This is a genomic window from Rhizorhabdus sp. GW822-FHT03C02 (assembly GCF_058801765.1).
The window spans coordinates 154,534-174,565 of sequence record NZ_JBXANN010000002.1; the positions used below are offsets into that span (position 1 = coordinate 154,534).

The following is a 20,032-nucleotide window of genomic DNA, read 5'->3' on the forward strand; positions in this document are numbered from 1 at the left end:
GCCGGACACAGCACCGGACATAGTGGGCGCGGGACGGTGGCGTCGCCCTTCGTGGCGGCGCATCGGCGCGTGGTCGGGCGTCGCCGTCATCGGATTGATCGTGCTGGCCATCGCCTGGGCGGCGTCGGTCGCGCCGCCATGGGGGCCGATGGAGCCCCCGCAGAAACCGAGCTTCGTCTATCTCGCCGCCGACGGCACGCCGATCGCGCGGCGCGGCGCCGGGGAGGCGGCGGTCGATGCCGCGGCCCTGCCGCTCCATGTGCGCGGGGCGTTCATCGCGATCGAGGACCGGCGTTTCGCCGACCATATCGGCATCGATCCGCGCGGGCTGATGCGAGCCTTCTGGCAGAATTTCCGCGCGGGCGCGACGGTCCAGGGCGGCTCGACGATCACCCAGCAACTCGCCAAGACCGCCTTCCTGTCGTCCGATCGCAAGGTCGGGCGCAAGCTGCAGGAGGCGGTGCTCGCGCTGTGGCTCGACGCCTGGCTGAGCAAGAACGCGATCCTCTCGCGCTATCTGTCGACGATCTATTTCGGCGACGGCGTCTATGGCCTGCGCGCCGCCGCGCGCCATTATTTCCAGAAGACACCGGACAGGCTGAGCGTCGGCGAGGCGGCGATGCTGGCCGGGATGGTCAAGGCGCCGAGCCGGCTCAACCCGACGGTCAACCTGAAGGCCGCGCAGGCGCGATCGCAGCTGGTGATCGCGGCGATGGCCGAGGAGAAGATGATCGGCGGGGTGGCCGGCGTGCGGCTCGCGGTGCCCAACGTCGCGCCCGACGAATTGCCGGGCGGGACCTATTTCGTCGACTGGGTCGCCCCGCAAGCCGAGGCAGCGATCGAGGACGGGGCCGAGGAAAAGGGCATTGGCGCGAAGGCCGGGCCGCTGGCCATCGCCACCACGCTCGACCGCGACCTGCAGGAGACCGCGGTCAAGGCGCTGACATCGGTGCTGACCGGCTATGGCGACGGGGTGCATGCGACCCAGGCGGCGCTGGTGGCGATGCGCCCCGATGGGCGTATCGTCGCGATGGTCGGCGGGCGCGACTATAAGGCGAGCCCCTATAACCGCGCGACCCAGGCGCAGCGGCAGCCGGGATCGGCGTTCAAGCTGGCGGTCTATCTGGCCGCGATCGAAAATGGCGAGACCCCCGACACGCTGGTCGACAATGCGCCGCTGACGATCGATGGCTGGAGCCCCAAAAATTATGGCGGCCATTATGGTGGCCCGATCCCGCTGCGCAGCGCCTTCGCGCAATCGAGCAACGTCGCCGCGGTGCGGGTCGCCGAGCGGGTGGGGCTGGGCAAGGTCGCTGCCATGGCGAAGCGGCTCGGCATCACCGCGCCAATCGCGCCGGGGCCGTCGATGGCGCTCGGCACGTCGGGCATGACCCTGATCGAGCTGACGTCGGCCTATGCGGCGATCGCGCGCGGACAATTTCCGGTCAAGGCGAGCGGGCTCGTCAATGCGTCCCCGCCAGGCGGCCAGCCGATCGATCCGCGGGTGCGCGAGGCGATGCTCGACCTGCTGTGGACTGCGACCAACCAGGGGACCGGCCGCGGCGCGGCGCTGGGGATTCCGACCTTCGGCAAGACCGGGACGACGCAGAACCACCGCGACGCGCTGTTCGTCGGCTTCGCGGGTGGGCTGATCACCGGCGTGTGGGTCGGCAATGACGACGATACGCCGATGCGCGGGGTGACGGGCGGCAGCCTTCCCGCGGCGATCTGGGCGCGGTTCATGAACGCCGCCAGGCTGCGCGCCGGCGATCTCGACGTACCGCCGACGTTGATGGCCGCGATCGAGCAGCGCCAGGCGGCGATGCTGGTCGCCGCGGAGGAGCGCGAACTGGCCGAACTCGAAGCGGCCGAGGCGGCCGATGAAGAACAGGACGGTGCGCCGTTCGGCAGCTTCCTCGAGCGGATGATGCCCGACTTCCTGCGCGGCGGCGGCGCGACTCCGCCCGACGAAGTCGGCAACGACGCTGCGATCGCCGCCGCGGACGAGGCGCGCGCCCAACGCCGCGCGCGGATCGAGGAATTGCGGCGGCGCAAGGCCGAGCGCGAAGGCGCGGTCTTCCCGGAAGAGGAGTAGGCGGGCAGCGCCGACGATGCGCGATGGCGGTGAGGGAGGCCGCCACTGAAGCTGCGGGATATCATACCAACGGCGCTTCTTCTGCCCCTCTCCCGCTCTTCGCGGGAGAGGCCGGGTGAGGGTCTTCTTCTTCTGCTTGTTGTGCCGTGAGGAAGAAAAAACAGAAGACCCTCATCCAACCTTCTCCCGTGAAGAACGGGAGAAGGCTCAGAAGAAGCTATGTTAGCACTTATGCGGCGCCGCTTGGATCGATCCGGTCAGGGGAGCTCACAGCCAGCCGAAAAAAGTCGGGGCGCGGCGGATTTGGGACGCCGCGCCCCAGGGGGAACCCTGCTGGAGCGCCTTAGCGCTTGGCCTCCTGGAGGATCTGGTCGAACAGGCCGCCATCGTTGAAATGGACGGTCTGCGCGCGAGTCCAGCCGCCGAAATTCTTGATCGTGAACAGCGGCAGCTTGGGGAAGGTCGCCGCATATTGCGCGGCGACCTTCGGGTCGCGCGGCCGGTAATGATTCTTCGCGATGATCGCCTGCGCCTCGGGGGTGTAGAGGAAGCGCAGATAGGCCTCGGCGACCTTGCGGGTGCCCTTCCTGTCGACATTCTTGTCGACCACCGCGACCGGCGGCTCGGCAAGGATCGACACCGACGGGACGACGACCTCGAACTTGCCCTCGCCGAATTCGGCATTGGCGAGATAGGCTTCGTTCTCCCAGGTCAGCAGCACGTCGCCCTGGCCGCGCTGGGCGAAGGTCGTGGTGGCACCACGCGCACCGCTGTCGAGCACCGGCACGTTGCGGAACAGCTTGACCAGATAGTCGCGCGCTGCCTGCGGGGTCTTATATGTCTTCTGCGCATAACCCCAGGCCGCCAGATAGTTCCAGCGCGCGCCGCCGCCGGTCTTGGGGTTGGGGGTGATCACCTGGACGCCGGGCTTCACCAGGTCGCCCCAGTCCTTGATCCCCTTTGGATTGCCCTTGCGGACGAGGAAGACGATCGTCGAATAATAAGGCGTGCTGTTGTACGGCAGGCGCGATTGCCAGTTGGCCGGCAGCGCCTTGGTGCGCGCCGCGATCTCGTCGATGTCATAGGCCAGCGCCAGCGTCACCACATCGGCGGGCAGGCCGTCGATCACCGATCGCGCCTGCTTGCCGGATCCGCCATGGCTCTGGCGGATGGTCAAATCCTGGCCGGTCTGCGCCTTCCACTTCCGGGCGAAGGCGGTGTTGATCGCGGTGTAGAGTTCGCGGGTCGGGTCGTAGGAAACGTTGAGCAGCTCGACCGGAGCGGCCGTCGCGACCACGGGCGCGGTCAGCGTCGCCGCGCCGAGAACCGCTAATATCGAAAGGCGCCACCTGGACATATCATCTCCCCCGCTGTCACCGCATAGCTATCTCTACCGCTCAGCAAGAGAAGCAAGAAAATCTATCGGTTCGGTGTTGCAATATTTTTGCGCGATTTTTGGGCCTGCCCCAACCGCTCACGCCGGTTGAACGCCCTCGACATCGACCAGTTCCGGTCCGGTCAGCATCCCGATCACCCGCACATGCTTCGCGACCAGATCGACCGGGGTGCGGTGCAGGTCGAGCCGATACAGGCCGCCGGCATCGCGCTTGAGCGCGAAACCGCCGCCGTCGCGCAGCAGGATGCCGGTTTCGTCGATCGGTTGGAAATTCGCCATGACAGGATCCGCAACGCCGTCAGAGCGTCGCTTCGATCGCCCTAGCCGCGGCGTCGGGATCCTCCGCGCCGGTAATCGGCCGGCCGATGACGATGATCGACGCCCCCTGGTCGACCGCCATTCGCGGGGTCATCACCCGCTTCTGGTCGCCGACATGGCCGTCGGCGGGGCGGATGCCGGGGACCACGAAGAAGCCGTCGCGCCAGATCTTGCGCAGCGCCGCGACCTCGTTGCCCGAGCATACGACCCCGTCGAGGCCCGATTCCTTCGCCAGCAGTGCGAGCCGCTGGACCTGCTCGTGCGGATCGGATCCGACCCCGATCGATGTCAGGTCCTCGTCGTCGAGGCTGGTCAGCACGGTGACGCCGACCACCTTGGTGCCGAGCGGCGCCGAGGCCTTGGCATCCTCCATCATCGCCCGGCCGCCCGCGGCATGGACCGTCAGCACCGCCGGCTGGAGCGGACTCAGCGACTGCACCGCCTTGGCGACGGTGTTGGGGATGTCGTGGAGCTTGAGGTCGAGGAAGATCGGCAGGCCGAGCGCGGCGATCTCGCGCACCCCGGCCTGGCCATGCGCCGAGAAGAATTCGAGCCCGAGCTTGAGCCCGCCGACATGGTTCTTCACCTTGGCCGCGATCTCCTTCGCGCGGGCCAGGTCGGGGGTATCGATGGCAACGTAGATCGGGCTTCGCATCAGAACTCCAATGGGGTCGAAAGAGGGGGCTGCGGCGCGGGGGCCGGGGACACGGTGGCGATCGGCGGGTCGGCGACGATCGGCGCACCGCGTTCGCCGGCGTCGATCCTTCGCCGCATCCGCCAGCGCGCGGTGCGCAGCAGGACATAGGTCGGCAGGAATCCGATCAGCACCGACAGGATCATCAGCACCGGCAGCTTGGTGACCATCACCATGCCGGCCCACAGGTTGATCGAAACGTCGGTCCAGTTGGCATGGCTGAACGCCAGCACGATGATCGCCGCGATCACCCAGAACAGGGTCTTCAGGAAACGCATGGCAGTGCTTGTCTTCCCCCTGTCGTTCCGGGTCAAGGGGCGGAGGCGCCGCCGCCCTGAGTCTGCGCCGGTGTCCGCCCCATCGCCTCGACCTCCCGTTCGATCGTCTCGATCAGCTCGGGGACGGCGGTCAGCCGGTCGCGCTCCTCCTCCAGGATCGCCCGGAAGATCGCGCGCTTGGTCGCGAACACCGTCTCGGCGGCGATCTCGGCGCCGTCGGGCAGCGTCGACAGCATCAGGTCGATCAGCCGCTCGGCGCCGTGGAGGCGGCCCCACAGATAGTCGTTCTCGCGATAGGCTCGGCTGAAGAACGCCCCGAAACAGTTGAACTCGATCCCTTTCAGGGTCGCGCGGGCGCCGCCCTTGCGGATCGCACCGGCATCGTCGGGGGAGATGCGGTCGACCTGTATCGCATGGAACTCCTGCGCGCCCAGCTCCTGGATCAGCGACAGCGTCGCCAGATCGTAGAAGGTGAAACCCAGATAGGCGAGCAGCAGCGTGCGTCGGTCGGCACGCGACAGCTTGGGCAATGCTGCGGCGATCCGGGCATCGGTCTCCTGGTCGAGCGCCTCGAGATTGCGCGCCGAGGCGATGCTGGCGAGCGCGGTGTCGGGCGCCTCGACCGCATGCGCCGCCGCGGCGACCACCGGGCTGGTGTAGAAATCGCGCATCTGCAGATCGAGGAACGGCGCCAGCGATTCGTAGATCGCGTCGCGCGCCGCCTGCAGCCCGTCGGTGCCGCTGCCGCCCTCGCCATCCTCGATCTCGGTCAGCCGGTCGGCGAGGAAGCGCAGCCGGCGGATGCGGAAGCCGAGATCATGCGCGCGCAGAAACGCGATCGCATCGTCAGGCAACGCCTCGTCGGTCCGGGTGAGGCCGAGATGCGCATCGATCACATGACGGATCACGCTGCGGCCGGCCGGCTCCTGCTCGTCGGTCAGCAGCGCGACCAGCGACACCAGTTCCTCGGCGATCATCGCCAGCTTCATATGGGCGTAGCTCGAAAAGGCGAAGCCGGCCTGCTTCGCCGCGGCTTCGTGCGCCTTGGTCCGCCACGCGCCGATCCGTTCGGCGCTGGGGCGATAGATGAACAAGGTGCGGTCCATCGCATGTTCGACCGCGGCATTCACGTCGGCCCGGATCGCCGCGATGATCCGCTTGGTCTGCTCGATCCGGTGCGATCGCTGCTGGATCGCCTCCAGATTGTCGCGGATCGGCTGTTCGCGCGGGATCGTCGACAGCGCCCCGAACACCGTCGCGAAGAAGCCGGGCACCGCGATCGCGCCGTCGCGGTGGCGTTGCTTGTCCTCGATATTGGCGGTCGGATCGACATAGATGAAGCGGCGGTCGACCTCGCGGCGGGCGGGGCGGTTGCGCAGCGCCTCGATCGCCGGGCGGAACGGCGCATTGGCCAGCACCGATCCGTCGATCAGCACCAGATCCTCGGGGCTGCCCTCGGCATGGCGCGGGAAGATGCGGTGGAGGAACAGCTCGCGCCCCGGCCAGTCGCGCCGGCGCTCGGCGAGCACCGCGTCGATCTCGGCGACGTTGAACGGCGGGAAGGCGCCGGGGAAGCTCGCGGTCGCGCGCGCGGCGAAGGTCAGCTCGGCGGCATCGCCCAGGTCGCGCCCCTCGCGGCCATGGTCGGTGAAGTCGATCGTCAGCCGGTGCTCGCGCTCCTCGGCCAGCGCCGGGCTGTGCAGCCGCAGCCGCTGGTTGTGACCGTGGAAATCGGTGACGGTGACGCTGATGTCGAGCGGCTGGCCGGCCGGCAGCAGCGGCGGCCCCGCCGGCGCCGCCGCCATCGCGTCGAACGCGTCGAGCAGCAGCCGGGTGAAGGTCTTGCCGCCGAACGGCGGATGGAACCAGCGTGCGCGGACGAACAGCGACAATTTGCGCCGCACCTCGGCGCGGGCGCCGCGCGCGACGGTGCGCTCGACGGTGCCGCCGGGCTTGCGGCTGAGCATCCACGCGATCGGCAGCGCCCAGAATTTGGTGAAGATCGAAAAGGGGCGGGCGTCCGGGTCGATCAGCTCCTCGACATCGGCGGTGTCGAGCCACATCGCGGTCAGCGGCTCGAGCGACTGGCCCGATGCGATCGCCTGGCCCAGGAACAGCCCGTTGATCCCGCCCGCGCTCGCCCCCGCGATCACGTCGATCAGCGCGCGCAGCTTGATACCATGCTCGCGCTCGATCCGTTCGAACAGGCTGCGATAGACCGCCTCGCTGGTCAGCAGCGCGCCCGAAAGACTGTCCTCGCCGTCATGATAGGCCCGGCTGGCGCGGGCAAGCCGCCACAGCTCCTTGGTGATCCCGTGCATGTAGACCGCCAGGCTGACCCCGCCATAGCAGACCAGCGCCAGCCGCAGTTCCTTCTCCCGCATCGCGCTGCTTTTTCATCCTTTGCGGTGGGTTGCCAGCGAAAAGGGCGGCGATCGGCTCAGCGCGTGGGCCAGACCCAGCGCGATCCGACGCTGCCGCTGACCTTGGTTTCGCCGAAATCCTTCTCGAGCAGGAACTCGGCGGCATCGTCATGCCGGCTGAGCGCCCGCACCAGCTGGCCGCTGTGCGAGACGAGCACGATCTGGCATCGCTGTGCCGCCTTCGATAACAGGCGGGCGAGCGCATCGAGCAGCGAAGGGTGCAGGCTGGACTCGGGTTCGTTGAGGATCATCAGCTCGGGCGGCCTGGGCGAAAGCAGCGCCGCGACGAGCAGAAGGTAGCGCAATGTCCCGTCCGACAGCTCCGCCGCAGACAAGGGACGCAACAGGCCCCGCTGGTGCATTTCGACGCTGCCATAGTCCCCGCTGGCAAGGCCGACATGCGAACCGGGAAAGGCGTCGTCGACGGCATCGGCGAGCGCCCCCGCATCGCCGATCGCCAGGATGGTCGCGATCGCGGCCGCCAGGTCGGAACCGTCGCTCGCCAGCACCGGGGTATAGGTCGAGATTTGCGGGCGGCGGGCGGGGGCATCCTGGTCGGTCCGCAGATTGTCGTAGAAGCGCCAGTTGCGCATCCGCTCGCGCATCAGCAGCAGTTCGAGCCCGTCGTCGGGGTCGGCGCAATGCGTCACCATGCTGTCGAATGACGAAAGATCGTCGAGGCTGGTCCGCCATTCGCCGGTGTCGCCGCGTCGCAGGCGGACGATCCGGCCGCGCCGTTCGGCGAACAGGTTGACGCGACCGAGCATCTCGCCGGTCCACATCGCCTCGACCTTGATCTCGGGATCGCGGCCGAACGCGGCACCGGGTGCGGGTAGGCCGAGATCGATCGCATAGCCCAGATCCGCGCTCGAAAATCCCAGCCGCAGGCTGACCGGCCCCGATCGCACCGTTCCCTGGACGGGATATTCGCCACTGCGCATCTCGCGGCTGATCTTCTCGGGGCCGGCCCATAAGGTCGACGACAGACCGCCCTCCGCCGCAAGCGACGAGATCAGCCTTCCCTGCGCCGCTTCGGACAGAAGCCGCAACGAACGATAAAGGCTCGATTTGCCGGTGCCGTTCGCCCCGGTGACGATATTGAGCGGTCCCAGATCCAGTGTGAGATTGCGCAGCGAACGATACCCCGCCACCGCCAGCCGCGTTATCATGCGCGCTCCTTCGCCTCCGCCCGATCCGGATGATCTTGGGGCGAAATCGCGGATTGTCGATCGCTATCGCCGCCTTTGGCCACGAAATCTCGATTGCGGATCAAGGAACGGGAAGTGGGCGGAGCCCCCGGCCTGCAGAGCGGTCGGGCATTTCACGATGGAGTTCGCCATGTCCTTCCGCATTTCCGGCCTCGACCCGGCGCCCTTCCGTCACCTTTATGGCCTGGCCGATGCCGACCTCGCCGAACGCGGCGTGCGGCGCTGTCGGGTCGACGCGAAGCCGGGTTTTCCCGATCGCATCGAGCTGCGCGATGCCGAACCGGGCGAGGCGGTGCTGCTGCTCAATTTCGTCCACCAACCCGCCGCGACGCCCTATCGTGCATCGCACGCGATCTTCGTCCGCGAAGGCGCCGAGAGTGCGGTCACCCTGGTCGATGCGATCCCGGAAGTGATGACGATCCGCCCGATCTCGCTGCGCGCGTTCGACGCGACCGGCGATATGCTCGACGCCGACCTCGCCGACGGCCGCGACCTCGCACCGCTGATCGCCCGCTTCTTCGCCGACGAACGGACCGTCTATCTCCACGCCCACTACGCCAGACGCGGCTGCTACGCGGCCCGGGTGGATCGGGCAGAACAAACATAGCCCCTCCCTGTTCAGGGAGGGGTTGGGGTGGGTGGCGCAGCCAGAGGCTCGATGCCTCTGGCGAAGCTTCTTGCGGAACCTTGGGGAGGCTCGCTTCGCTCGCACCCACCCCAACCCCTCCCTTGAAAGGGAGGGGCTAGAAAAAGGCGGTGAGCTCGATTATGTTCCCGATACGTTCACTCCCGGGGATCTCGATGGCCAAGCCGCAGAAACGCTATGTGTGCCAGGCCTGTGGTGGCGTCGCGACGCGCTGGCAGGGGCAGTGCACCGACTGTGGCGAGTGGAACAGCCTGGTCGAGGAAGCGACCAACGTCACCGTCTTCTCGGCCAAGCATAATCTGCGCACCGGCGGTCGGGCGATCACGCTGGTCGGGCTCGATGCCGATGTGCCGCTGCCCAAGCGCGCCTCGACCGGGATCGCCGAATTCGACCGCGCGCTCGGCGGCGGGCTGGTGCCCGGGTCGGCAACCCTGATCGGCGGTGACCCCGGGATCGGCAAGTCGACCCTGCTGCTCCAGGCGGCGGCGAAGATGTCGATGGCGGGGATTCCGGTCGCCTATATTTCGGGTGAGGAGGCCGCCGACCAGGTGCGGCTGCGCGCGCGAAGGCTCGGCTATGGCCAGGCGCCGCTCAAGCTCGCATCGGCCAGTTCGGTGCGCGATATCCTGACGACGATGGCGCGCGAGGCGCCCGGGCTGCTGGTGATCGATTCGATCCAGACGATGCACAGCGACCAGATCGAGGGCGCGCCGGGCACCGTCAGCCAGGTCCGCGCTTCGGCGCAGGAACTGATCGCCTTCGCCAAGGAAAGCGGCACCGCGCTGGTGCTGGTCGGCCATGTCACCAAGGACGGCGCGATCGCCGGCCCGCGGGTGCTCGAACATATGGTCGACACCGTGCTCGCCTTCGAGGGCGAGCGCAGCCACCAATATCGCATCCTGCGTGCGGTCAAGAACCGCTTCGGCGGCACCGACGAGATCGGCGTGTTCGCGATGGTCGAGGCCGGGCTCGAGGAGGTCGCCAACCCCAGCGCGCTGTTCCTCACCGCGCGCGGCGAGGGGATGAGCGGCGCCACCGTCTTCCCGGCGATGGAGGGGACCCGGCCGGTTCTGGTCGAGATTCAGGCGCTGGTCGTCCGGCTGCAGAGCGGCGCCACCCCGAGGCGCGCGGTGGTCGGCTGGGATTCGGGGCGGCTGGCGATGATCCTCGCGGTGCTCGAGGCGCGCTGCGGATTGAGCTTCTCGACCTGCGAAGTCTATCTCAACATCGCCGGCGGCTATCGCGTTGTCGATCCGGCCGCCGACCTGGCGGTGGCGGCGGCGCTGGTGTCGGCGCTCGCCGAGCGGCCGGTCCCGACCGAGAGCGTCGTCTTCGGCGAACTCGCGCTGTCGGGCGAGATTCGCCCGGTCGCGCACGCGCCGCTGCGTCTCAAGGAATCGGCCAAGCTCGGTTTCACCAAGGCCTGGCTGCCGGCCTCGGCCGAGGTCAAGCAGGCGGGGATGGCCGCGTCGCGCTTCGCGACTCTCGGCGCGCTCGTTGACCACATCCTCGCTCGGGACTAGCTGCGAGCAATGCATGGCCTGACCGCGTTCGATATCATCGTCCTCATCGCGATCTTCGGTGGCGCGATCTTCGGGCTGATGCGCGGGTTCGTGACCGAGGTGCTGTCGCTGCTCGCCTGGGTCGCGGCGATCCTCGCGATCAAGTTCCTCCACGCGCCCGCCAAGGCGATGCTGATCCATGTCGTCGGCACCCCGAGCGGGGCGAGCGTGCTCGCCTTCGCGCTGATCTTCCTGATCGTGTTCGCCGGCGGCAAGATGCTCGCCGGGTCGATCGGCCGTTCGACCCGCTCGTCGGTGCTGGGGCCGCTCGACCGCGCGCTCGGTTTCGGCTTCGGCGCGATCAAGGGGCTGATCGTCGCCACCCTCGTCTATCTGCTGTTCAACCTCGGCTATGACACCGTCTATGGCGGGCAGGCCGAGCGACCCGAATGGATGCGCAACTCGCGCACCCATCCGCTGCTCAACGCCTCGGGCCGCGCCATCGTCGACTGGGTCGGCAAGCGCCGCAAGGCCGGCGCCGAGTCCGACAATGCCAGCGCCAGCAACGGCGTCGAGTATCGCTGAGCGTTACAGTGGCAGGTGCAGGAACTGGTTGAAGTCGCTGCGCACATAATCGGCAAAGGCCTCGCCGTCGGTGAAGCCATATTTGCGGTAGAGCGCGAGCGCCGGGTCGAATGCCGCGCCCGACCCGGTCTCCAGGCTGAGCCGGGCGATGCCCCGCGCCTTCGCTTCGGCGATGATATGGCGCAGCAGCGCTTCGGCGACGCCCTTGCGCAGATGGTCGGGATGGGTGCGCATCGACTTGATCTCGGCGCTGCCGTCGCCGAGCCGCTTGAGCGCGCCGACACCGGCGATCTCGCCAGCGATCCACGCGGTCCAGACGCTGATGTCGGGAGTCTGCAGCCCCGACAGGTCGAGCGCGAACACGCTTTCGGCCGGCGAATTGGCCTGCATCCCCGCGAGGTGGAGCGCGAGCAGCGCGCGGGTCGGGGCGCCCGACAGATCGTCGGGCCGAATCTCGATCGTCATAGTCTTGCTCCGAAATCGCCGCCGTCGGCGATCGTCACGTCCTCGAGGTCGAGCCACGCGGCCATCGTCCGCAACTCGTCGCGCAGCCGCTCGGCGACGATGTCGGCCGCCGCGCCCGCTTCGAGGTGGGCGCGCTGGACGATCAGCCGTGATGCCTGACGGTCGGCCTTGAGGTCGACCCGCGCGACGATCTGTCCGTCGAGCAGGAAGGGCAGGACATAATAGCCATGCACCCGCTTGTCGGCGGGGGTGTAGATTTCGATCCGGTAACGCAGCCCGAACAGCCGCTCGGCGCGCGACCGCTCCCAGATCAGCGGATCGAACGGCGCGAGCAGCGCTTGCCCCGAAATGCGGCGCGGAAGCTTGGAGTCGATATGGATATAAGCATCCTGCGTCCAACCCTTGACCTTGACCGGCCGCAGCGTGCCGGTCTCGACGAGTTCGGCGATCCGGGGATAGGCGTCGGCGGGTTTGAGGCGGAAATAGTCGCGCAGGTCGCCCGCGGTCGCGACCCCGAGCGCGCGGGCCGACCGTTCGAGCAGCGCGCGGTGGGCGTCGGCCTCGGCCGGGGTCGGGGTGTCGACGATCGCGCGGGGCAGCACCCGCTCGGGCAGATCGTAGACCCGTTCGAAGCTGCCGCGCCGGGTCGCGGTGGTGATCCGGCCCGCCCAGAACAGCCATTCGAGCGCGCTCTTGGTGTCGCTCCAGCCCCACCAGCCGCTCGTCCCCCGGGTCTCGGCGATGTCCGAGGCGGCGAGCGGCCCCTCGGCGGCGATCCGCGCGAGCAGCGCCTCGGCTTCGCCGCGTTTCTCGCCCGCGAAAATCTTCAGCCCGCCCCAGATCGCCTCGCCGCGCTCGGCGCGCGCCATCCGCCAGCGCAGCAAGGGTTGCAGCTCGAGCGGCAGCAGCGACGCCTCGTGCGCCCAATATTCGAACAGCCGCCGCGGACGCCCCCACGCCGCCTTGTCGAGCAGCGCGCGCGGATAGGCGCCGAGCCGCGAGAAGAGTGGCAGATAATGGGCGCGGACCACGACGTTGACGCTGTCGATCTGGTGGAGCGCGACCCGGTCGATGACCTTGGCGAGATGCGCCGGACCGATCGCGCCGGCCGGGCGCGCGCGGCCGAAGCCCTGCGCCGCCAGCGCGATCCGCCGCGCCTCGGAGGGGGACAGCGTCTCGGTCAGGGCTCGTCCGCCGCGGCGGCGGCCAGGTCCATGAAATTGCGCGCGGCCTCGCGGTCGGCCTCGTCCCTGAACGCCACGTCGAGATCGGGCGCGACCCCGAGCATGTGCATCAGCGCCCACAGCGCGAAGCGGCGCGGCCGGTCCTTTTCGAGGCCGAGGTCGACGCGCATATGCTCGACCGCCGCGGCCATCGCCTCGGGGGCGACCGCGCCGAGGTCGGCGGTGCCGAAATAACGGCGGATCTGATCGTCGAAGTCCATCGCACGTTCCTAGGCCGCCGCCCATGTTTCGCAAGGCCCGGCTTGATCGGCCGGTGCCGCCGTCCTATGTCCGGCGTCCATCGAAGAGGAGGCCATCATGAACAATCGGAACCCCGTCGCCCGACCCGTTCCCTTTGCCATGGTGCCCTATGTCCGCCTTCCTCACGCTCGATTCGCTTTCGCTCGCAACGCCTGACGGCCGGCCGCTCGCCGCCGGCCTGACCCTCGCCTTCGGACGCGAGCGCAGCGGGATCGTCGGCCGCAACGGTACCGGCAAGTCGACCCTGCTCCGGATCATGGGCGGCGAAGCACCGCCTGCGGCCGGCTCGCTCGCCCGCACGGGATCGGTCGGGCTGCTCCATCAGGACTGGCCCGACGACGGTATCTCCGCTGCGGCCGCGATCGGCGTCGCCGATGCGCTCGATCGGCTGGAGCGGCTGGTGGCCGGGGAGGGGACCGCCGACGACATTGCCGAGGCCGACTGGACGCTCGAAGAGCGGATCGGCGGGGCGTTCGCCGCGGTCGGGCTCGATCCTGCGGTGCTGCCGCGGCCGATCGGCAGCTTCAGCGGCGGCGAACGCACCCGAATCGCGATCGCGCGGATGCGGATCGCCGCGCCCGACCTGCTGCTGCTCGACGAACCGACCAACAATCTCGACGCCGCCGGCCAGGCGCTGATCGCGCGGTTGATCGCCGACTGGCGCGGCGGGGTGGTGGTCGCGAGCCACGACCGCGCGCTGCTCGAGACGATGGACCGGATCGTCGAGCTGTCGCCGATCGGCTGTACGGTTTTCGGGGGCGGCTGGTCGGACTATCGCGCGGCCCGCGATGCCGCGCGCGAGCGCGCCCAGGCCGAACTGGACCGCGCCGAGCGCGACGTCCGCCAGGTCGACCGCGGGATCCAGCAGCAGCGCGAGCGCAAGGCGACCCGCGACACCGCCGGGCGGCTCGCCCAGCGCAAGGGCAGCAACAGCAAATTGCTGCTCGACGCCAAGAAGGAGCGGTCCGAGCGTACCACCGGTCGCGACGGCGCGCTCGCCGAGCGCCAGCGCGAGCAGGCGAGCGCCGGGCTCGATGCGGCGCGCGAGCGGATCGAACGGGTGGTGCCGCTGCGCATCGAGCTGCCTTCGACCGGCTTGCCCGCCGACCGCCGGCTGATCCGCTGCGAGGCGGTCGAGCTGTGGCGCGGCGATCGCCGGGTGCTCGGGCCGCTGTCGCTCGAGCTGCGCGGGCCCGAGCGGATCGCGCTCACCGGCCCCAACGGCGCCGGCAAGACCTCGCTGCTGGCGCTGGTCCGCGGCGTGCTGGCGCCATCGGCGGGGACGGTCTGGGCGCTGCGCGATCGGATGGCGCTGCTCGACCAGCATCTCGGGCTGCTCGACCCGCACGCGACGATCCTCGACAATCTGCGGAAGCTGCATCGCGACCTGTCCGATCACGACGCCCGCGCCGCGCTCGCGCGCTTCGCGTTCCGCAACGTCACCGCGGAGCGGATCGTCGGCACGCTGAGCGGGGGCGAGCGGCTGCGCGCGGGGCTCGCCTGCGCCCTGTCGGGGCCGCTGCCGCCGCAACTGCTGCTGCTCGACGAGCCGACCAACCATCTCGACATGGAATCGATCGAGATTCTCGAAGATGCGCTGACCCAATATGACGGCGCGCTATTGGTCGCGAGCCACGACCGCGCCTTTCTCGACGGGCTCGACCTTACCGGCGAGCTGCGCCTTAGCGGACCGGCCAGAAGATCATGATCAGCGGCACCCCAACCAGCACGACCAGCAGCGAGAGCGGGGCGCCAAGCCGCGCATAGTCGCCGAACCGATAGCCGCCGGGACCCATCACCAGCGTGTTGCACTGGTGGCCGATCGGGGTGAGGAAATCGCTGCCGGCACCAACCGCGACCGCCATCAGGAACGCATCGGGGCGCAGCCCGATATCATGCGCGAACATGGCCGCGATCGGGGCCATCACCAGCACCGTCGCGGCGTTGTTGAGGAACGGCGTCACCGCCATTGCCGCGACCATGATCAGCGCCACCGCGCCCCACGGCGGCAGTGTCGCAGCGGTCGCCGACAGCCAGCCTGCGATCAGGTCGGTGCCGCCGGTCGCCTGCAATGCTTCGCTGACGGGGATCAGCGCGCCGAGCATCACCAGGATCGGCCATTCGATATGCTCATAGGCGTCGCGCACCGGCAGCGCGCCGCTGAGCATGGTGAGCGCCGCGGCGCCGAAGAAGGCGACGGCGACCGGCACGATTCCGAGCGCGGTGAGCAGCATCGCTGCCGCGAGGATCGCGATCGGCAGCAGGCCGCGCCGTGCGCCGCCCAGCCGGACCTGACGTTCGGCTAGCGGCAGGCAACCCAGTTCGCGGAGCTGCGCGGGCAGGATATCGAGCGGCCCCTGCAGCACGATGACGTCGCCGGCCTCGATCCGCGTGTCGCCCAGCCCCTCGACCCGCCGGGTGCCGGCGCGCGAGATGGCGAGGAGGTTCACGCCGTGGCGTTCATGCAGCCCCATCTGCGCTGCGGCCCGGCCGATCAGCACCGAATCGAGCGTCACCACCGCCTCGATCACCCCGACATCCTCCGACGCCGTATCGGTGACCGCGCTGCGGTCCTGACCGGCCAGCTCGAGCCCGCCCCGGGCGATCGCGCGCTCGAGTGCGTCGGGCTCGCCCTTGAGCAGCAGCGTATCGCCCTCGTGGAAAATGGTGCGGGCCAGCGGCAGCGGATAGCGGCTCGATCCACGGAGGACGCCGATGATCTCGACCTCGTCGTCGTTCGCGGCCATGAACTCGGCCACGGTCATGCCCTCCGAAGCCGCCCCCTCGGCGACCGCCGCCTCGGTCGTATAATCCTTGATGTCGAGCGCCTCGCCCATCGTCGCCGCGGCCCGGCGATCGCGTGGCAACAGCCGGTAGCCGAAGCGCAGGAAGATGATCCCGGTGATCGCGAGGCCGAGCCCTACCGGGGCATAGTCGAACATGCCGAAGGGCTGGCCCGTCAGTTCCTCGCGGACCCGCGACACGATGATGTTGGGCGAGGTCCCGACCAGCGTGATCAATCCGCCCAGCAGCGAGCCGAACGACATCGGCATCAGGAAGACCGAGGGCGACGCCTTCGACTTCTTCGCCATTTTGAGCGCGGCGGGCATCAGCATCGCCAGAGCGCCGATATTCTTGACCAGCGCCGAGAGGAAGGTGACCGACATCACCAGGATCGTCAGTTGCCCGCGGACATGGGTCACACGCTGCGACACGCGTCCCAGCACCATCTCGATCACCCCCGATCGCTGGACCGCGGCGCTCACCACCAAGGCGCTCGCGACGATGATGACGATGTCGTCGCTGAACCCGGCGAAGGCCTTCTTGGGCGGTACGGTGCCGACCGCGATCGAAGCGAGCAGCGCCAGGATCGCCACCAGATCATAACGGATACGTCCCCAGATGAAGAGCAGCATCATCGCGGCCAGGATTGCGAAGGCCAGCATCTGGGGCAGTGTCAAAATATCATCCCGGTCCGTCGATTTCCCGACTGAACGCAGGCGACGGGTTTTGTCTCCCCCGGGGCTATCGCCCCGCGACGATCGCGTCGAGCTGGCGGTCGGCCAGCGGCAGGTCGAACCGGATCCCGATCCGCGTGTCGCGCCCCCAGGCGATGCGGCCGGTGATGACGATATCGTTCCAGACGATGCGGACCCGCTCGCCGACCGGGGGCAAATGCGGGGCGTTGGCGCGGGCGCCGGTGCGCGAGATGTCGAGCAGATGGATGCGCGTGGTGGTGCCGGCCTGGTTGAGCACCGCCGGCAGGAAGATCTTGTGGCGATGCGCGCGGGCGGCACGGGCCGAACCGGCCCTGGCGGTATTTTCGGAAGGGAAACTCAAGCTGACCAACCCGAATCGAGGAATGTCCGGCCGTGCGGTACGATGGCTGGAGAATAGGCCCCAATCGTTTCGCAGGCGTTAGCGGCGTGGCCTAAAGCCGCTTTCCGGATGTTGCGCAAGTGGCTGCGACTTCTTTGCAACATTGCAATAAATTGTAACGTTATCGCAATATTTTGCTTGCCGCCGATGCTGCGGCGCAGCGATCCTGCGACCTTCCGAGGGAAGAATAAGGGGTTGATCCATGATGAGATCCAAGGCGCGGCGCGCGGCATTGCTTTCCTGTTGCATCCTGTTCGACGGCTCGATCGCAGCCGCCCAGACCAGCACCCCGCCGGTCGATGCCGCCGATGGCGACATGATCGTCGTCACCGGATCGCGCATCCGCCGCGACCCGCTCGATCAGGACAAGCCGGTCGCGATCGTCGATGCCGAAGCCATCGCCAAGACCGGCCTGACCTCGGTCGCCGACGTGCTCCAGCGTCTTCCCAGCGCCGCGGGCGGTCTCAACACCAAGGTCAACAATGCCGGTAATATCGGCGGCCCGCCCGACGGCACCGGGGTCAGCTCGGGTTCGGCCGAAATCGACCTGCGCTATCTTGCGGCGAAGCGGACGCTGGTGCTGGTCGACGGGCTGCGCTTCGTCAACGGCTCGGCGGCGGGCGGCATCCCCGCCTCGGTCGATCTCAACACGCTGCCGACCAATCTGATCGAGCGGGTCGAGGTGCTGCAATCGGGCGCGTCGCCGCTCTACGGCACCGATGCGGTCGCCGGGGTGGTCAACATCATCACCAAGCAGGGGCAGAAGGGGCTCCGGGCGTCGGCGCAATATGGCAAATATCGCGCCGGAGACGGCGATACCCAGAATTACGAGGCGAGCTACGGGATCCAGTCGCCCGAGACCGGCACCTCGCTGGTGTTCGGCGGCAGCTACGCCAAGCAGTCGGCGGTGCGCACCGCCGACCGGTCGATCTCGCAATTCCCGAACCCGGACAATGTCCCCTGCGGCGGCCCGGCATCGGGTTGCAGCAGCGCGATTCCCAACGGCCGTTTCGACGTGCTGGGACAAAGCCTGACGCTCGTCGCCCCCGTGCTCGGCCGCAAGGCGGTCTTCCCGACCGATTTCCGCAATTATACCGGCGCGGATTCGTTCAACTTCGCGCCGTTCAACTATCTGCTGACCCCGTCGGAGCGCTATGGCGCGTTCGCCAATTTCAAGCAGGAGCTGACCGACAGCATCAACATGCGCGCCAAGGTGCTGTACAACCGCCGCAATTCGCGCACCGAGGCGGCGTTCCTGCCGTTGTTCATCGGGCCCGATGCCGGCAACGGCAATCTGCTCGACACGATCTCGGTCGACGCGACCAACCCGTTCAATCCGTTCGGCGTGACCCTGTCGTCGGGCGCCAACGGCACCCCGGCCAATTATTCGACGATCCGCCGGCGCTTCGTCGAGGCCGGACAGCGCGTCTTCACCCAGAGCGTCGACACGATGTCGGCGACGCTGACGGTCGACGGTTCGTTCAACATCGGCGAGCGCAAATGGTATTGGGACGTCAACGGCGTCTACGGCATCAACGATGCGCACCAGTTGTTCACCGGCAACGTCAATGCGGCGAATCTCGCCCGTGCGCTCGGCCCGGTTTCGGCCTGCACCGGCGCCTGCGTGCCGTTCAACATCTTCGGGGGCGCCGGATCGGTGACCCAGGCGATGCTCGATTATGTGACGTTCGACGAACGCGACAAGAGCTATCAGCGGCTGGCCGATTTCACCGCGAACCTCTCGGGCGAGCTGTTCGACCTGCCGGCCGGCCCGGTCGGGGTCGCGATCGGCTTCGAGCATCGCGACCAATATGCCAGCTATGATCCCGATGCGATCATCGTCGCGGGCCTGGGCGCCGACGTTCCGACCAGCCCGTCGCGCGGCGGCTTCAACGTCGACGAGGTTTATGGCGAGGTTCGCGTGCCGCTGCTGTCGGGCAAGAGCTTCTTCGAGAAGCTCGAACTCGACGGTGCGGTCCGCCATTCGAACTATTCGACCTTCGGCAGCAACACGACCTTCACGGTGTCGGGGCTGTGGAAGCCGACCGCCGACCTGCTGATCCGCGGCGGCTTCGCCGAAAGCCTGCGCGCGCCGAGCATCGGCGAACTCCATGCCGGGCTGTCGCGCACCGACGCCACGATCAACGATCCGTGCACCAGCGCGGCGGGCGGGTCGTTCCAGACCAATCCGACCGTGCGCGCCAACTGCATCGCCAACGGCGTGCCGGCGAACGGCAGCTATGCCGAGCCGACCGGCGGCCAGCAGGGCGTGTTCTCGCAGGGCAACGTCAATCTGAAGCCCGAAACCGCCAAGACCTGGACCGCGGGCGGGGTGTACAGCCCCGGCTGGGCACGCAGCAGCGGCTGGTCGAGCGCGCTCAGCCTCGAGGTCAATTACTACAAGATCAAGCTGAAGAACGCGATCGACTCGGTGCCGGCGTCGCTGACGCTGTCGCGCTGCGCGTTCAACGCCGATCCGGTGAGCTGTGCCGCGATCACCCGTACCGCCAATGGCAGCATTGCCGGGATCAGCGGACGGCTGCTCAACCTTAACGGCATCGAGACCGACGGTCTCGATGGGACCTTCACCTACCGATCGCCGCAGGTCGCCGACGGCACCGTCGGGCTGACGCTCAACGCGGCCTATCTGCTCAAATATAATGTCCTGCCGCCGGCCGATCTGGGTTCGCCGCCGCTCAAATTCGCGGGCACCGAACGCGGCAGCCCCGACCAGGCCTATCCGCGCTTCAAGCTCAACGGCACGCTCGATTTCTCGACCGCGGGTTATGGCGCGTCCTTCACCGGCCGCTACATCAGCAAGGTCGACGAGCGCGACGGCGTCCACACGATGAAGGCGACCTTCTACGGCGACGTCCAGCTCTACTTCTCGCCCGACTGGATGGACCATCGCCTGCGGCTGACGCTGGGCGTCAACAACGTCTTCAACAAGGCGCCGCCGGCTTGCTACACTTGCGACAGCGCCAATTTCGATCCGACGACCTATGACCTGCCGGGGCAGTTCGGCTATCTGCGCCTCTCCTACGGCTTCTGACGCGACG

At 68.3% G+C, this 20,032-nt stretch carries 17 protein-coding genes; 6 read left to right on the forward strand and 11 right to left on the reverse strand.

The window, feature by feature from the left end; all coding sequences use genetic code 11:
- The first annotated feature begins 100 nt into the window (after positions 1–100).
- Positions 101–2,095: a transglycosylase domain-containing protein gene (locus tag AC1RM6_RS07805; protein WP_493099832.1), complete on the forward strand. Its 1,995-nt coding sequence runs from the start codon at positions 101–103 to the stop codon at positions 2,093–2,095.
- Between the two features lie 343 nt (positions 2,096–2,438).
- Here the strand turns inward: AC1RM6_RS07805 and AC1RM6_RS07810 are convergent, their stop codons facing one another.
- The 6 genes from AC1RM6_RS07810 to AC1RM6_RS07835 form a co-directional block, all read right to left on the reverse strand.
- Positions 2,439–3,452 carry a sulfate ABC transporter substrate-binding protein gene (locus AC1RM6_RS07810; RefSeq protein WP_493099834.1) on the reverse strand — a complete coding sequence of 338 codons (1,014 nt, stop codon included), beginning with the start codon at positions 3,450–3,452 and terminating at the stop codon, positions 2,439–2,441.
- A gap of 117 nt (positions 3,453–3,569) precedes the next feature.
- Positions 3,570–3,770, reverse strand: a complete 201-nt coding sequence (locus AC1RM6_RS07815) for a DUF5818 domain-containing protein (protein ID WP_493099836.1) — start codon at positions 3,768–3,770, stop codon at positions 3,570–3,572.
- A 19-nt stretch (positions 3,771–3,789) separates the two neighbouring features.
- The gene (gene pyrF, locus AC1RM6_RS07820; RefSeq protein ID WP_493099838.1) at positions 3,790–4,464 is read right to left on the reverse strand and encodes an orotidine-5'-phosphate decarboxylase; all 675 of its coding nucleotides are present in this window, start codon (positions 4,462–4,464) and stop codon (positions 3,790–3,792) included.
- Positions 4,464–4,781: a hypothetical protein gene (locus AC1RM6_RS07825; RefSeq protein ID WP_493099840.1), complete on the reverse strand. Its 318-nt coding sequence runs from the start codon at positions 4,779–4,781 to the stop codon at positions 4,464–4,466. The genes pyrF and AC1RM6_RS07825 overlap by 1 nt, the downstream gene beginning before the upstream one ends.
- A gap of 32 nt (positions 4,782–4,813) precedes the next feature.
- Positions 4,814–7,165, reverse strand: a complete 2,352-nt coding sequence (locus tag AC1RM6_RS07830) for a patatin-like protein (protein ID WP_493099842.1) — start codon at positions 7,163–7,165, stop codon at positions 4,814–4,816.
- A 56-nt stretch (positions 7,166–7,221) separates the two neighbouring features.
- On the reverse strand, positions 7,222–8,373 hold the full coding sequence (locus AC1RM6_RS07835) for an AAA family ATPase (protein ID WP_493099843.1): 1,152 nt from the start codon (positions 8,371–8,373) through the stop codon (positions 7,222–7,224).
- Between the two features lie 169 nt (positions 8,374–8,542).
- On the opposite strand from AC1RM6_RS07835, the gene AC1RM6_RS07840 reads away from it, so the two are divergent.
- The 3 genes from AC1RM6_RS07840 (at position 8,543) to AC1RM6_RS07850 (ending at position 11,145) form a co-directional block, all read left to right on the forward strand.
- Positions 8,543–9,019, forward strand: coding sequence for a DUF1203 domain-containing protein (locus AC1RM6_RS07840; RefSeq protein WP_493099845.1), 477 nt, complete (start codon positions 8,543–8,545; stop codon positions 9,017–9,019).
- A 194-nt stretch (positions 9,020–9,213) separates the two neighbouring features.
- Positions 9,214–10,581, forward strand: coding sequence for a DNA repair protein RadA (gene radA, locus AC1RM6_RS07845; protein ID WP_493099847.1), 1,368 nt, complete (start codon positions 9,214–9,216; stop codon positions 10,579–10,581).
- Between the two features lie 9 nt (positions 10,582–10,590).
- Positions 10,591–11,145, forward strand: coding sequence for a CvpA family protein (locus tag AC1RM6_RS07850; RefSeq protein ID WP_493099849.1), 555 nt, complete (start codon positions 10,591–10,593; stop codon positions 11,143–11,145).
- A 3-nt stretch (positions 11,146–11,148) separates the two neighbouring features.
- Here AC1RM6_RS07850 and AC1RM6_RS07855 read toward each other — a convergent pair whose 3' ends face one another.
- Genes AC1RM6_RS07855 through AC1RM6_RS07865 form a run of 3 tightly spaced genes read right to left on the reverse strand, consistent with a single transcriptional unit; the run spans position 11,149 to position 13,054 of the window.
- A complete protein-coding gene (locus AC1RM6_RS07855) occupies positions 11,149–11,610 on the reverse strand; it encodes a GNAT family N-acetyltransferase (RefSeq protein WP_493099851.1) in 462 nt (153 codons plus the stop codon).
- Complete coding sequence (locus AC1RM6_RS07860) at positions 11,607–12,794, reverse strand: winged helix-turn-helix domain-containing protein (protein ID WP_493100597.1); 1,188 nt, start codon at positions 12,792–12,794, stop codon at positions 11,607–11,609. The genes AC1RM6_RS07855 and AC1RM6_RS07860 overlap by 4 nt, the downstream gene beginning before the upstream one ends.
- Positions 12,791–13,054 (reverse strand): hypothetical protein, encoded by a 264-nt coding sequence (locus AC1RM6_RS07865; RefSeq protein WP_493099853.1) that lies wholly within the window; start codon positions 13,052–13,054, stop codon positions 12,791–12,793. Before AC1RM6_RS07865 ends, AC1RM6_RS07860 begins: the two co-directional genes overlap by 4 nt.
- A 149-nt stretch (positions 13,055–13,203) precedes the next feature.
- On the opposite strand from AC1RM6_RS07865, the gene AC1RM6_RS07870 reads away from it, so the two are divergent.
- Positions 13,204–14,802, forward strand: coding sequence for an ATP-binding cassette domain-containing protein (locus AC1RM6_RS07870; protein WP_493099855.1), 1,599 nt, complete (start codon positions 13,204–13,206; stop codon positions 14,800–14,802).
- Here the strand turns inward: AC1RM6_RS07870 and AC1RM6_RS07875 are convergent.
- Both AC1RM6_RS07875 and AC1RM6_RS07880 read right to left on the reverse strand, forming a co-directional pair.
- Complete coding sequence (locus tag AC1RM6_RS07875) at positions 14,777–16,555, reverse strand: SLC13 family permease (protein WP_493099856.1); 1,779 nt, start codon at positions 16,553–16,555, stop codon at positions 14,777–14,779. The genes AC1RM6_RS07870 and AC1RM6_RS07875 overlap by 26 nt on opposite strands.
- A 64-nt stretch (positions 16,556–16,619) precedes the next feature.
- Positions 16,620–16,934, reverse strand: coding sequence for a PilZ domain-containing protein (locus AC1RM6_RS07880; RefSeq protein WP_493099858.1), 315 nt, complete (start codon positions 16,932–16,934; stop codon positions 16,620–16,622).
- A 241-nt stretch (positions 16,935–17,175) separates the two neighbouring features.
- Here AC1RM6_RS07880 and AC1RM6_RS07885 point away from each other — a divergent pair, with 241 nt between their 5' ends.
- The gene (locus AC1RM6_RS07885; protein ID WP_493099859.1) at positions 17,176–20,025 is read left to right on the forward strand and encodes a TonB-dependent receptor domain-containing protein; all 2,850 of its coding nucleotides are present in this window, start codon (positions 17,176–17,178) and stop codon (positions 20,023–20,025) included.
- Positions 20,026–20,032 lie beyond the last annotated feature (7 nt).

Bases quoted from the DNA above. Each gene is read 5' to 3' on its own strand.
- AC1RM6_RS07850 (WP_493099849.1), top strand. From the start codon at position 10,591: ATGCATGGCCTGACCGCGTTCGATATCATCGTCCTCATCGCGATCTTC.
- AC1RM6_RS07810 (WP_493099834.1), bottom strand. From the start codon at position 3,452: ATGTCCAGGTGGCGCCTTTCGATATTAGCGGTTCTCGGCGCGGCGACG.
- AC1RM6_RS07815 (WP_493099836.1), bottom strand. From the start codon at position 3,770: ATGGCGAATTTCCAACCGATCGACGAAACCGGCATCCTGCTGCGCGAC.
- AC1RM6_RS07870 (WP_493099855.1), top strand. From the start codon at position 13,204: ATGTCCGCCTTCCTCACGCTCGATTCGCTTTCGCTCGCAACGCCTGAC.
- AC1RM6_RS07835 (WP_493099843.1), bottom strand. From the start codon at position 8,373: ATGATAACGCGGCTGGCGGTGGCGGGGTATCGTTCGCTGCGCAATCTC.
- AC1RM6_RS07855 (WP_493099851.1), bottom strand. From the start codon at position 11,610: ATGACGATCGAGATTCGGCCCGACGATCTGTCGGGCGCCCCGACCCGC.
- AC1RM6_RS07830 (WP_493099842.1), bottom strand. From the start codon at position 7,165: ATGCGGGAGAAGGAACTGCGGCTGGCGCTGGTCTGCTATGGCGGGGTC.
- AC1RM6_RS07865 (WP_493099853.1), bottom strand. From the start codon at position 13,054: ATGGACTTCGACGATCAGATCCGCCGTTATTTCGGCACCGCCGACCTC.
- pyrF (WP_493099838.1), bottom strand. From the start codon at position 4,464: ATGCGAAGCCCGATCTACGTTGCCATCGATACCCCCGACCTGGCCCGC.
- AC1RM6_RS07885 (WP_493099859.1), top strand. From the start codon at position 17,176: ATGATGAGATCCAAGGCGCGGCGCGCGGCATTGCTTTCCTGTTGCATC.
- radA (WP_493099847.1), top strand. From the start codon at position 9,214: ATGGCCAAGCCGCAGAAACGCTATGTGTGCCAGGCCTGTGGTGGCGTC.
- AC1RM6_RS07840 (WP_493099845.1), top strand. From the start codon at position 8,543: ATGTCCTTCCGCATTTCCGGCCTCGACCCGGCGCCCTTCCGTCACCTT.
- AC1RM6_RS07825 (WP_493099840.1), bottom strand. From the start codon at position 4,781: ATGCGTTTCCTGAAGACCCTGTTCTGGGTGATCGCGGCGATCATCGTG.